This window comes from Ensifer sp. GW821-FHT05G01 (assembly GCF_059419585.1).
Genome location: NZ_JBWKSC010000016.1, coordinates 18,341 through 30,730 on the forward strand (window position 1 = coordinate 18,341; position 12,390 = coordinate 30,730).

Sequence of the window (12,390 nt, forward strand, 5' to 3'; positions counted from 1 at the left end):
GAAGGTGTGGGTCTTGTCTGCTCAAACTGACCAGAGTTTCGATCACTGAGAAAGAGGCGGATAACCACGTTTTCGTGCGTTGCGCGTGATGCCAACTGATTTGCGTATGTCTTGGCGACGTTTGCCTTTTTTCCTGCGAAATCCTATCTGAACGTAGCCGCGACGAATAGGAGAATGCGTCATATGATCTTTGGTTCAAGAGCGCTTGCAACGCTCGTTCTTGCTGTCTCTCTGTCCTGTCCGGCAATTGCTCAGGATGCGAAGACCGTGCCGCAATCGCGCACGGAAATGCAGCTTTCCTTCGCGCCGTTGGTCAAGCAGACAGCGAACGCTGTGGTCAATGTCTATGCCGAGCGCGTGGTAGAGCGTCGATCGATCTTCTCGGGCGATCCCTTCTTCGAGGAGTTCTTCGGGCAGCGCATGCCAAACCGCAGCGAGAAGCAGTCATCGCTCGGTTCCGGGGTGATCGTCGGCAAGAACGGCATCGTCGTCACCAACAATCACGTGATCGAAGGCGCCGACGACATCAAGGTGGCGCTCGCCGATGGCCGTGAATATCCCTGCAAGATCATGCTCAAGGATGATCGCCTCGATCTCGCGGTGCTGAAGATCCAGTCCGATGGGCCGTTCGACGTCATTCCGATTGGCGATTCTGACGCGGTCGAGGTCGGCGACATCGTGCTGGCGATCGGCAATCCCTTCGGCGTCGGCCAGACCGTAACCAGCGGCATCGTTTCAGCGCTTGCCCGCAATCAGGTGTCGTCGGGCGATTTCGGCTTCTTCATCCAGACGGACGCGGCCATCAACCCCGGCAATTCCGGCGGCGGCCTGATCGACATGAACGGCGCGTTGATCGGCATCAATACCGCAATCTTCTCCAAGGGTGGCGGCTCCAACGGCGTCGGCTTTGCCATTCCGGCCAATCTGGTGAAGGTTTTTGTCGCATCCGCCGAGGGCGGCAATGGCTCGTTCGTGCGTCCATTCATCGGCGCGTCTTTTGAGCCTGTGACATCGGAAGTCGCGGAAGCGCTCGGGCTCGATCGTGCGCGTGGTGCGCTCGTGACCGCCGTTGTCAATGGTGGGCCGGCGGCCTCGGCCGGGATCAAGCCGGGGCAGGTGATCACGGCCGTCAATGGTATCGCCGTCGAACATCCCGATGCTCTTGGCTATCGATTGACCACCGTCGGCATCGGCCATGAGGCGCGCGTCACGGTTTCGGAAAACGGCAAGCCGCACGATGTCAGCCTGAAGCTCAACCGGGCACCGGAGACGTCGCCGCGTGATGAACGGCTTATTGAGGGCCGCAATCCGTTTGCCGGTGCAGTTGTCGCAAATCTCTCGCCTCGACTGGCCGAGGAGTTGCGCCTGTCGACCTCGTTGCAGGGTGTCGTCGTGACCGAAATCAACCGCGGCTCGCCCGCCGCACGCATCGGCCTGGCGCCGAAGGATATCATCCGGTCCGTCAACGGGGCTGCGATCGACAGCTCGAAGACGCTGGAAAGCGTCATGGGCGAGGGTGCCTCCTTCTGGCGCGTTGAAATTGAGCGTGACGGCCAGATCATTCGTCAGTTCTTCCGATGAGTGACCTCTTCTCCTCCTCGGAACCGCCGGAAATGACCTCGGCAAGGCCGCTTGCCGATCGTCTGCGTCCACGCACGCTGTCCGAAGTCACCGGCCAGGAGCATCTGACGGGCGAGGATGGCGTGCTGACGCGCATGATCGCGTCGGGATCGCTCGGCTCGATGATCTTCTGGGGGCCGCCCGGTACCGGCAAGACGACGGTTGCGCGTTTGCTGTCGGGCGAGGCGGGGCTGGCTTTCGAGCAGATCTCGGCGATCTTTTCCGGTGTCGCAGATCTTAAGAAGGTTTTCGAATCGGCGCGGGCACGGCGGATGTCCGGCCGGCAGACCTTGTTGTTCGTCGACGAAATCCACCGTTTCAACCGTGCGCAGCAGGACAGCTTCCTGCCTGTCATGGAAGACGGCACGGTCATTCTGGTTGGGGCAACGACGGAGAACCCATCCTTCGAACTCAACGCCGCTCTCTTGTCGCGCGCTCGCGTTCTGACGTTCAAGCCGCATGGTGAAGAGAGCCTGCAGGAATTGCTGAAGCGCGCGGAAGAAACGGAAGGCAAGCCGCTGCCGCTCGACGCGGACGCCCGGGCAAGCCTCATTCGCATGGCCGATGGCGATGGCAGGGCATCGCTGACTTTGGCCGAAGAAGTCTGGCGTGCGGCGCGACGCGACGAGATCTTCGACGTCGAAGCGCTGCAGCGGATCGTGCAGCGGCGAGCGCCCGTCTACGACAAGGGCCAGGACGGCCACTACAATCTGATCTCGGCGCTGCACAAATCGGTGCGCGGCTCCGACCCGGATGCCGCCCTCTATTATCTCTGCCGGATGTTCGATGCCGGCGAGGACCCGCTCTATCTCGGAAGGCGCCTCGTTCGCATGGCGGTGGAGGATATCGGCCTTGCAGATCCCCAGGCGCTGGCAATCTGCAATGCCGCCAAGGACGCCTACGATTACCTCGGCTCGCCGGAAGGAGAGCTGGCGCTCGCCCAGGCCTGCGTCTATCTCGCGACAGCGCCGAAATCGAATGGCGTTTACATGGCCTATAAGGCCGCCATGCGGGCGGCCAAGGAAAACGGTTCTCTGCTGCCACCGAAGCATATTCTCAACGCGCCGACCAAGCTGATGAAGGGTGAGGGTTACGGCGACGGCTACCGCTACGACCACGACGAGCCGGATGCGTTCTCGGGCCAGGACTATTTCCCGGAAAAGATGGGGCGCAGAACTTTCTACGATCCGCCGGAGCGGGGCTTCGAGCGCGAGATCCGCAAACGATTGGAATGGTGGGCAAAGCTGCGTCGGGAGCGAAGCTAAGAGACAATTGGGACCTGGTCCAAGACGGAATGCTCGGGGCGCTCCATCTCCGTTCCCAAGTATCTTTAGGCCGAAAACCGCTTAAGCTTTGGAAATAGCCAAGCATTGCCGGTCGTGCAGGGCTGGTTTGCCGCGGCATATCTTGCTGTCGCCCGCGAACCGTGAGATAGAGACCGTGTTGCAGACGGCTGCACGGTATTGGATACCGAACATCCGCGGGGACGGCCTCGCTCCACTCTCTAGGAGTTTGAAATGGCCTGGTTAATCCTCTTTCTTGCCGGCATCCTCGAAATCGGCTGGGCAATCGGTCTCAAATACACTGAAGGCTTTACGCGGTTGGTGCCGACGGTCCTGACCGCTGGATCGATGGTTGTCAGCATCGCCTTGCTTGGCCTTGCTGTCAGAACCCTGCCGCTCGGCACGGCCTACGCCGTCTGGACCGGTATCGGCACCGTTGGCACCGTCATCCTCGGCATCGTTCTTTTTGCCGAACCGGCGACCTTTGTCCGTCTCGGCTGCATCGCGCTGATCGTGACCGGTATCGCCGGCCTGAAGCTTGCCGCCTAACGCAACGTTAGGCGCCTGCCGCTACAGCTTGGATACTGCTGTATTCCGACGCACTGCTATCGCAGTGCGTCGAGAACGGCTGCTGCCGCCTGCATCTCCTGCCAGCGGAGCTCGCGGCGCTTGAACGCTTCCTCGTCCGTGCCCCAATGCTCGATCTGCCAGTCTTCGTCGACATGGGCAGCCGCCCATGCCTGCTCGGCCGTCAGCCGGCCGGATGCGAAAGCAACCGCGAGCAGGGCGGAGCCTGTCAAAGTCGTGATTGTGTGGATACAAGTGAGGCCGAGCGGCGTCGCGAAGGCACGCAAGCCCTCGGCATAGGCGGTGATCGCCTCTTCAGGCTGTTCCTGGTGGATGACACCCTCGGCCAGAATGAAGCGAGCGCCGAGCGACTGGGCGGCCCATTCGAGCACCGGGTTCCAGACCGCGTTCTGCCGTCCGACAAGGCCTTCCGGGCTGTCGGCGCGGTAGCAGAGCAGATCCGTCCCGGCAAACCGCAGAATGTCTTCGAAAACCGAGCGCTGGTCCTTCGCCACGCCGTCGAGCGCCGTGTTGGCGATACGGGTGACCGGCATCTTGGCGGGATCGATGACCTCGGCCTGTGCGTCCCATTCGGCCGCCAGCATTTCGGCAAGCTTGAGGGTCGGGACGGCAAGGGGATGTTTGGCCGGCGTGCGAACCGGCCGACCGTCGAGCAGGACGCTGTGGCCGCCGTCGTCCGCGGCGCCAATGCTGACGTCCTTGTAGAAGCGCTTGGGCAGCGGCTTCAGCATCTGGATCTGCGCGCGCCGGACCGGGTCCTCGTGGCTCAGCGCACCGATGAGTTCATCGCGAATATCAGGCATGATAGTGTTCCATCCACTCAATGATATCGGCCGGCGTGCGGGCAATATAATCGGCGCCCGCTTCGACGAGGTCGGGCACGCCAGCGTAACCCCAGGCAACGCCGATGGCGGCGGCACCGGCAGCCTTTGCCATCTGCATATCATAAATCGCGTCGCCGATGACGACGGTATCGCGCGGATCGATCCCCGTTTCGGAGCAGCATTCCGTCACCATGGCAGGATGCGGTTTTGAAGGGCAGTCGTCAGCGGTACGCGACACGAAGAACATCCTGTTAAAGCCGTGGGTCTCGGCGATATGCGTCAGGCCGCGGCGCGATTTGCCAGTGACGGCTCCGATCAGCAGCTCGTCGCGACCGGAAAGCGTCTGCATCATCGCTGCGATGCCCGGAAACAGCAATTCCTGAAAGCCGGCTTCCGCACGAACGCCGGCAAAAATCGCCTTGTAGTGCGCTGTCATTGCCAACGCCTGGTCGTCGACATGATCGCGTCCGAGCAGGCGGGCAATGGCGATATCGAGCGTCAGGCCGATGATGCCTTTGGTCGCCGACAATTCAGGGCGATCCAGCGCGAAGGCTTCGAAGGTTCGTGCCATCACTTCATGGATGAGACCGCCGCTGTCGACCAGCGTGCCGTCGCAATCGAAAAGCGCCAGTTTCATCAGTCGTCCTCGCCAGGCTCGTTCTCTTCGAAGCCCAGCAGGTTCCAGCTTTGGACCATGTGCGGCGGCAGCGGCGCGGTCACACGCAGGCGACCACCGTCCGGATGCGGGATATCGATATGGCGCGCGTGCAGATGCAGACGGTTCTGCATGCCGCCGGGCAGGCTCCAGTTGATATCGGCGTCGAAATACTTGGGATCGCCAAGGATCGGATGACCGATGTGCAAGGCGTGCACGCGCAGCTGATGGGTGCGGCCGGTATAGGGCTCCATCTCGAGCCAGGCGAGGTTCTGCGCGGCCTGCTCACGAATGCGGTAGTAGGAAATGGCGTGGTCGGCGCCGTCCTCGCCATGTTTGGCGATGCGCATGCGGTCGCCGTCCGGCGTCTGCTCCTTGACCAGCCAGGTGGAGATGCGGTCTTCGCGCTTGCGCGGAACGCCCTTGACCAGCGCCCAGTAGGTCTTCTTGGTGTCGCGCTCTCGGAAGGCAGCCGTCAGTTTTTGCGCCGCGCCACGGGTGCGCGCGATGACAAGCACACCTGAAGTGTCGCGGTCGAGGCGGTGAACCAGACGGGGCTTCTCTCCGCGCTGGTTGGTCCAGGCCTCCAGCATCTTGTCGATATGCCGGTTGACGCCCGAGCCGCCCTGAACCGCAAGCCCTGCCGGCTTGTTGAGCACGATAACCTTCGCGTCCTCATGCAGCACCATGCGCGACAACAACTCACCGTCTGGCGAGTGGCGAAGATCACGCCCGGCAATCGGGCCTGTCTTCACTTCCTTCGCGTCGACGTTAAGCGGAGGGATGCGGACCGTCTGGCCCGGCTGCAGCCGCGTATCGGATTTGACGCGGCCGCCATCGACACGGATCTGGCCCGAGCGCAGCAGCTTCTGCAGCGGACCGAAACCCAGCCCGGGAAAATGTACCTTGAACCAGCGATCGAGGCGCATACCCGCCTCGTCACCGTCCACCTGCTTATGTTCTATGCCTGCCATCTCAGCGAACCTGCTTCCTGTTCTTTAGAGGCAGCCTTTAGACCATTGCGCGCATCAGGGCCAGCCCGGCAAAGACCGCCAGGATCGAAAGCACGACGCTTGCCGCGATATAGGTGACGGCAAGTGCGGCATCACCACGTTCAAACAGCGTGATCGTATCCAGCGAGAAGGCGGAAAAGGTCGTGTAGCCGCCGAGCACGCCGGTGATCAGAAACAGCCGCATCTCGGCCGAAGCGCCGAACTTGCGCATGATCAACTCGGCCAAGAGGCCGATGACGAAGGAGCCTGTGATGTTGACGCCGAGCGTTCCCCAGGGAAAGCCCGGCCCCCAACGGTGAAGCGTCCAGAGGCCAACGAGATAGCGAACCATCGATCCGATGGCGCCGCCGGCACCGACAAGCAGAAGGTTGGACATTGGATACTCCCGCTATTCCCTCTGTCTTAGGCCAGCCGCTCGGCGTGCCATTTCAGGTGATCGTCCATGAAGGTAGAGATGAAGTAATAGGAGTGGTCGTAGCGCTCGTGCATGCGCAGTGTGAGGCCTATGCCGGTTCCCTTGATGGCCTCTTCGAAGAGCCACGGCCGCAGGCCGTTGTCGAGAAAGCTGTCGGCCTTGCCCTGGTCAATGAGGAACTCGGGGAAACGGGCACCGTCCTTGACCAGCGCGCAGGCATCATATTGCCGCCAGGCGGCCTTGTCCTCGCCAAGATATTTCTCGAAGGCGCCGATCGACCAGTCGGCCGTCGACGGTTCGACGATCGGCGCAAAGGCCGAGCAACTGCGGAAACGGTCGGGGTTCTTGAGCGCGATGGTCATTGCGCCGTGGCCGCCCATCGAATGGCCGAAAATGCCCTGCCGGCTCATGTCGACGCGGAAGTGCTGGCTGACGAAAGCCGGCAGCTCCTCAGTAATATAGCTGTACATCTGATAGTGCTCGGCCCACGGCGTCTGCGTGGCATCGAGATAGAAGCCGGCACCCTTGCCCATCTGCCAGTTGGTGAGTTCGTCCGGAACCTCCGTCCCGCGCGGGCTGGTGTCGGGGCAGACGATAATCAGCCCCAGCTCGGCGGCCATGCGGCGGTATTCGCCCTTTTCCATGACGTTGGCATGGGTGCAGGTGAGGCCCGAAAGATACCAGAGCACCGGCCGCGGCTCCTTGATCGCCTGTGGGGGCACGAAGACGGCGAATGTCATCTCGCCCTTGCAGGCCTCTGACTCGTGCGAGAAGACGCCCTGCATGCCGCCGAACGCGGTGTTCTGAGAAAGGACTTTCATCAAATGCTCCTGGGATATCGTGGGTTCAACCGGCGAGTTGCACGGCCGCGTTGACCGCGGCGGCAACAAGCACGGTGTTGAAGAAGAAGGAAACGATGGCGTGCATCAGATTGATGCGCCGCATCGCCGTAGTGGTGATGGCGACATCAGACGTCTGGGCGGTCATGCCGATCACGAAGGAAAAATATAGAAAATCATAGCCGCCCGGTTCCGGCGTTTCGGGGAAATCGAGGCCACGCTGCGGGGTGGGGGGCTGCCCGCTGTCGTCAGGCACCCAGTAAACGTGGGCGTAGTGCATCGCTGCCATCACGTGAATGGTTGCCCAGCCCAAGACGACGGAGGCAAAGGCCAGCGCCAGCTCGAGCGTCGGCCCCTTGCTTTCGCCGTTGAGCGCGAAGAACAGCGAGATCAGCGCCGTAGCGGCCGCTCCGAAGGTGACGAGAAAGATGACGGATTCCGGTTCGTCGGTGTTTCGCGCGTGCGTCTTGAGGTGTTTGCCGGTCATCATTCGCAGCCTTCGGCCGCTCAGGACGAGATAGACACAGAAGAAGGCAATCGCCGCGACCTCGAGCATATAGCTTGGCGCGAAGAACCATGTAACCGGCAGGCTGACGAAGGCGCATAGCGATGCGGTGTAGAACGGCCAATGCCTGAGCTTTGTCGTCGCAGTCATCGAAAATGCCCTTGCGATCCATCGCGGGGTGACGCCCGCCTCACTTTTTCGTCTGGCGTGCGAGTCGGTCAAGTGTCTCAAGGAAGGTCGAACGGTCGCGTTGCGTGAAGGCGGCATTGTAGCCCTTGCTTTCGCCGGTCTCGCGCAGGTGCTGGCCAAGGTCGCGCATGGCGGATGCCATGCCGATATTGCTCTTGTCGAAGACGCGGCCGGAAGGGCCGGTGACGAAAGCGCCGGCAGCCACGCAGCGGACCGCAAGCGGTACGTCGGCGGTCACGACGATATCGCCTTCATGAGCGCGTTCGGCGATCCAGTCGTCGGCAGCGTCGAAACTCGCCGAGACGATGACGTTGTGGACCATCGGGTCGCGCGACGGACGCAGCCCCGAATTGGCGACGAAGGTCACTTCGAAGCCGTGGCGCTCGGCCACCTTCAGCACTTCCGCCTTCACCGGGCAGGCATCGGCATCGACATAGATCATCTTGAATCAACTTCTCAACGGGACTGAAAAAGCGCCGGAATACAATTGATTCCGGCGCCTTCCTGAATCGGATTACTAAGCAATTCCCGGAAAAGTGCGAAACGGTTTCCGTCTGGAATTGCTCAGTTGGCGCTTAGTAGAGAACCACGCTGCGGATGCTTTCGCCGGAATGCATCAGCTCGAAACCCTTGTTGATGTCTTCTAGCGGCATGGTGTGGGTGATCATTGGATCGATCTCGATCTTGCCTTCCATGTACCAGTCGACGATCTTCGGCACGTCGGTGCGGCCGCGTGCGCCGCCAAAGGCGGTGCCCATCCAGCTGCGTCCGGTGACGAGCTGGAACGGACGGGTGGAGATCTCCTGGCCGGCGCCGGCAACGCCGATGACAACCGACTTGCCCCAGCCGCGATGCGAGGCTTCGAGCGCCTGGCGCATGACCTTGGTATTGCCGGTGCAATCGAACGTGTAGTCGGCGCCGCCGATCTGGTCGGCACCGCGCTTCGTCATGTTGACGAGGTAGGGCACGATGTCGTCGCCCACTTCCTTCGGGTTGACGAAGTGGGTCATGCCGAAGCGCTCGCCCCAGGCCTTCTTGTCGTTGTTGAGATCGACACCGATGATCATGTCGGCACCGGCGAGACGCAGGCCCTGGATGACATTGAGGCCGATACCGCCGAGACCGAAGACGATCGCGGTCGCGCCCATCTCGACCTTTGCGGTGTTGATCACGGCACCGATGCCGGTGGTGACACCACAGCCGATGTAGCAGATCTTGTCGAACGGCGCGTCGGGGTTGACCTTGGCAACCGCGATTTCAGGCAGAACCGTGTAGTTGGCAAACGTCGAGCAACCCATGTAGTGGTGGATCTTGTCCTTGCCGATCGAGAAGCGCGAGGTGCCGTCCGGCATCAGGCCTTGCCCTTGCGTCGAGCGGATCGCGGTGCACAGGTTGGTCTTGCGTGACAGACACGACGGGCAGGAGCGGCACTCAGGCGTGTAGAGCGGAATGACGTGATCGCCCTTTTTCACCGAGGTGACGCCCGGACCGACGTCGACGACGATGCCGGCACCCTCGTGGCCGAGGATTGCCGGGAACAGGCCTTCGGGATCAGCACCCGACAGCGTGAAATCGTCGGTGTGGCAGATGCCGGTGGCCTTGACTTCGATCAGCACTTCTCCGGCCCGCGGACCCTCGAGCTGAACGGTCATCACTTCCAGCGGCTTGCCTGCCTGAACGGCGACGGCGGCGCGTACATCCATCTATTTTCTCCTTGGATTAACAATGACTTCGGGCGGCATCGGCGCAGTGGCCAATGTCGCCCGTTGGAATCGGCAATGAACTAACGAATAGTCTGTTGGACGCGATTGAGTTCCATCTCAAGAGCGGCAATGGCCTTGCCGGTCTGTTCGTGCAATTTCTTGACGAGCGCAAGCTGCTCGCGAAGGCTTTCGCCAGAAGCGGTCTTCGTCTCGTCATCAGGCGCGCGGCCCATGCCGGCGATCAGCCAGGCGGGCGTGACGCCAAGCACGCCGGCGAGCATGAACAGGCGGTTGGTGCGTGGCTCCGCCCGGTCGCGCTCCCAGGCGGCGACTGTTTCCACCCGGACGCCGAGCTGATCGGCGAGATCCTTGGTCGAAAGATTGGCCGCGTCACGTGCGCGCCAGATGCGTCCGCCCAGCGTATCTCCGTCGCCGGGATCGCGCAGGCGGGCAATCATCGTTTCGGTGGACAAGCGCATGGATATCTCCTTTGCCACGGTCACGTTCAAAGGTCCCGGTTTCTGATCGGAGAAGTGGGAGAGCTTCTCCTCCGGGGCGGAAGATGACGTGAGCTTATAGGCATTCGGGCCGTTGCGGACCACCCCGGAGCGGCAAAAACACGGTCAAAAGCGGCCCGGGCTATGAAATGCGCTCTTTCGTGTCGCGCCCGCATGCGTTGAAAAGCGCCGCTAACGTTCTAAGGTGGCGCAACCAAATCGGAAAAAGCCCATGACCGCGCCGGTATCGACAGCAGCCACTCCCCAGAACACCGTGATGCAGGGCGTCGCCATCATGCTCTTTGCCATGGTCATCCTGCCGGGCATGGATGTGATTGCCAAATACATGGCTGTGGTCGAGGGCATGGCGCCGGCACAGGTGACCTTCTATCGGTTCTTTTTCCAGCTTGTCGCGACGCTGCCCTTGCTCCTGACGATCGGTGGCGTGAGGGCGCTGCGACCGAAACGGCTCTGGCTCAACCTGCTGCGCGGGATTCTCTTGGCGGCAGCAGCCCTGTTCTTCTTCATTTCGGTGAAGTACATGCCGCTCGCCGATGTGTTTGCGATCTATTTCGTCGAGCCGTTTATCCTGACGTGCCTGTCGGCGTTGATCCTGCGCGAGAGGGTAGACTGGCGTCGGTGGTTGGCGATCGCCGTCGGTTTTGCCGGCGCGATGATCGTCATCCAGCCGAGCTTCGCAGCGTTCGGGGCAACATCGTTGCTACCGGTCGCCTGCGCCACAGTCTTTGCGTTTTATCTTCTCTTGAACCGTGCGGTCGGAACGGCCGACAGTCCTCTGACGATGCAGACGATTGCCGGTATCGGCGGAACGCTGTTCATGGTGGGCGTGATTGCGATAGGCGACGGCTTGGGCGTCGCCGACTTCGAGCCGTCCCTGCCGAACACGTCGCTCGGCTGGGTGCTCGTCATCATCCTCGGCTCGCTTTCGGGCTATGGCCACCTTCTGGTGGTCAAGGCCTTCCAGGCCGCACCCGTTTCCCTGCTGGCGCCGTTTGCCTATTTCGAGATCGTCACAGCGACCGCACTTGGCTATCTCATCTTCGGCGACTTCCCGTCGCTCTCGAAATGGCTCGGCATCGCGATCATCGTGGTGTCAGGGTTGTTCATGATCTGGCGCGAGCGCCAGGCCGGCGGTCGATCCATCGAAGCAACGTGATACGGGGCCGGCCTGCAGCAAGCCTAGTTTCAGGATTCGTCGTTGCGGGTCGGACCGAAGACCGTCTCGAACGCCTCGCGAACACGCATGTCCACATCCGGCATCATCACCGGCAGGCCGAGGTCGACCAGGCTGGTCACGCCATAGCTGCGGATGCCGCACGGCACGATGCCGCCGAAATGGTCGAGGTCCGGATCGACGTTGAGCGAAAAGCCGTGAAAACTCACCCAGCGGCGCAAGCGGATGCCGATCGCCGCGATCTTGTCTTCTGCCATCGACCCGTCGGGAAGCGATGGCTTCTCCGGCCGGCGCACCCAGACGCCGACGCGATCTTCGCGGCGTTCACCCCTCACGTTCATCGAATCGAGCGAGGAGATGATGACGCTCTCGAGCGCGGCGACGAAGGCGCGTACATCCTGTCGACGGCGCTTGAGGTCGAGCATCACGTAAACCACCCGCTGGCCCGGCCCATGATAGGTGTATTCGCCGCCCCGTCCCGTCGCAAACACCGGGAAGCGGTCGGGCATGACGAGGTCGGCCGCATCGGCGCTGGTGCCTGCAGTATAAAGTGGCGGATGTTCCACCAGCCAGACGAGTTCGTCCGCGGTGCCGGCGGCTATGGCCGTCGCTTCGCGCTCCATTGTTTCGATTGCCTGTGGATAATCGACGAGGTGAGGGGCAATCCGCCAGCGAACCGGGGGTGATTCCGGGGGGGCGAACATGTCCTGGCTCAGATTTTCGCGCTGCATTTCCGTCTGCATTCCTATTTTGATGCCCTGTACATGGGACGGCGCGCGACAAGAGTCCAGCGTTTGCGGGGTTTCGCGAGGAGGCTGTTGAAATAGTTTCTTTTCTCGTCAAATTTCTGTCGTCATGCCCTTGTGCACCCCAGGGGCTTTTGCTACATGCAGCCCCGCCGGAGCAATTCGGCGCCTACCACGATGCGGTCGTGGCGGAATTGGTAGACGCGCAGCGTTGAGGTCGCTGTGGGGCAACCCGTGGAAGTTCGAGTCTTCTCGACCGCACCATTGACCTTCGGGTCATCTATTTGATTTTCCCAAACAAATAGGCATTCCCCTTCG

At 61.7% G+C, this 12,390-nt stretch carries 14 protein-coding genes and 1 tRNA gene; 5 read left to right on the forward strand and 10 right to left on the reverse strand.

The genetic code is table 11. The features are described from left to right. Nucleotides 1–183 precede the first annotated feature (183 nt). From AC07UR_RS29925 to sugE, 3 genes are all read left to right on the forward strand, one after another. The gene (locus tag AC07UR_RS29925; RefSeq protein ID WP_173419742.1) at nt 184–1,581 is read left to right on the forward strand and encodes a DegQ family serine endoprotease; all 1,398 of its coding nucleotides are present in this window, start codon (nt 184–186) and stop codon (nt 1,579–1,581) included. Beyond that, nucleotides 1,578–2,885, forward strand: a complete 1,308-nt coding sequence (locus AC07UR_RS29930) for a replication-associated recombination protein A (RefSeq protein WP_115420475.1) — start codon at nt 1,578–1,580, stop codon at nt 2,883–2,885. Before AC07UR_RS29925 ends, AC07UR_RS29930 begins: the two co-directional genes overlap by 4 nt. A 252-nt stretch (nt 2,886–3,137) precedes the next feature. Continuing rightward, the gene (gene sugE, locus AC07UR_RS29935) at nt 3,138–3,452 is read left to right on the forward strand and encodes a quaternary ammonium compound efflux SMR transporter SugE (protein WP_173419744.1); all 315 of its coding nucleotides are present in this window, start codon (nt 3,138–3,140) and stop codon (nt 3,450–3,452) included. Between the two features lie 56 nt (nt 3,453–3,508). Here sugE and AC07UR_RS29940 read toward each other — a convergent pair whose 3' ends face one another. From AC07UR_RS29940 to AC07UR_RS29980, 9 genes are all read right to left on the reverse strand, one after another. Continuing rightward, complete coding sequence (locus AC07UR_RS29940; RefSeq protein ID WP_209792801.1) at nt 3,509–4,294, reverse strand: ATP12 family chaperone protein; 786 nt, start codon at nt 4,292–4,294, stop codon at nt 3,509–3,511. Continuing rightward, nucleotides 4,287–4,952 carry an HAD-IA family hydrolase gene (locus tag AC07UR_RS29945; RefSeq protein WP_209792802.1) on the reverse strand — a complete coding sequence of 222 codons (666 nt, stop codon included), beginning with the start codon at nt 4,950–4,952 and terminating at the stop codon, nt 4,287–4,289. Before AC07UR_RS29945 ends, AC07UR_RS29940 begins: the two co-directional genes overlap by 8 nt. Further along, nucleotides 4,952–5,944, reverse strand: coding sequence for an RluA family pseudouridine synthase (locus AC07UR_RS29950; protein ID WP_077498410.1), 993 nt, complete (start codon nt 5,942–5,944; stop codon nt 4,952–4,954). The genes AC07UR_RS29945 and AC07UR_RS29950 overlap by 1 nt, the downstream gene beginning before the upstream one ends. 37 nt (nt 5,945–5,981) lie before the next feature. After that, nucleotides 5,982–6,359 carry a fluoride efflux transporter CrcB gene (gene crcB, locus AC07UR_RS29955; protein WP_209792803.1) on the reverse strand — a complete coding sequence of 126 codons (378 nt, stop codon included), beginning with the start codon at nt 6,357–6,359 and terminating at the stop codon, nt 5,982–5,984. Nucleotides 6,360–6,385: 26 nt separating this feature from the next. Then, complete coding sequence (gene fghA, locus AC07UR_RS29960) at nt 6,386–7,219, reverse strand: S-formylglutathione hydrolase (protein WP_173419748.1); 834 nt, start codon at nt 7,217–7,219, stop codon at nt 6,386–6,388. A gap of 25 nt (nt 7,220–7,244) precedes the next feature. Further along, nucleotides 7,245–7,892: a DUF1345 domain-containing protein gene (locus AC07UR_RS29965; protein ID WP_173419749.1), complete on the reverse strand. Its 648-nt coding sequence runs from the start codon at nt 7,890–7,892 to the stop codon at nt 7,245–7,247. A gap of 40 nt (nt 7,893–7,932) precedes the next feature. Further along, nucleotides 7,933–8,373 carry a YaiI/YqxD family protein gene (locus AC07UR_RS29970; RefSeq protein ID WP_077498406.1) on the reverse strand — a complete coding sequence of 147 codons (441 nt, stop codon included), beginning with the start codon at nt 8,371–8,373 and terminating at the stop codon, nt 7,933–7,935. 133 nt (nt 8,374–8,506) lie between these two features. Next, the gene (locus tag AC07UR_RS29975; RefSeq protein WP_077498405.1) at nt 8,507–9,634 is read right to left on the reverse strand and encodes an S-(hydroxymethyl)glutathione dehydrogenase/class III alcohol dehydrogenase; all 1,128 of its coding nucleotides are present in this window, start codon (nt 9,632–9,634) and stop codon (nt 8,507–8,509) included. Nucleotides 9,635–9,714: 80 nt separating this feature from the next. Further along, entirely contained in the window at nt 9,715–10,113 is a 399-nt protein-coding gene (locus tag AC07UR_RS29980; protein ID WP_209792804.1) for a helix-turn-helix domain-containing protein, read from the reverse strand. A 250-nt stretch (nt 10,114–10,363) separates the two neighbouring features. Here AC07UR_RS29980 and AC07UR_RS29985 point away from each other — a divergent pair, with 250 nt between their 5' ends. After that, entirely contained in the window at nt 10,364–11,308 is a 945-nt protein-coding gene (locus AC07UR_RS29985; RefSeq protein WP_234942058.1) for a DMT family transporter, read from the forward strand. A 29-nt stretch (nt 11,309–11,337) separates the two neighbouring features. Here the strand turns inward: AC07UR_RS29985 and lipB are convergent, their stop codons facing one another. Beyond that, nucleotides 11,338–12,057: a lipoyl(octanoyl) transferase LipB gene (gene lipB, locus AC07UR_RS29990; RefSeq protein ID WP_209792805.1), complete on the reverse strand. Its 720-nt coding sequence runs from the start codon at nt 12,055–12,057 to the stop codon at nt 11,338–11,340. A gap of 194 nt (nt 12,058–12,251) precedes the next feature. Here lipB and AC07UR_RS29995 point away from each other — a divergent pair. Further along, nucleotides 12,252–12,336: transfer RNA gene (locus tag AC07UR_RS29995), tRNA-Leu, on the forward strand. The last annotated feature ends 54 nt before the right edge of the window (nt 12,337–12,390 follow it).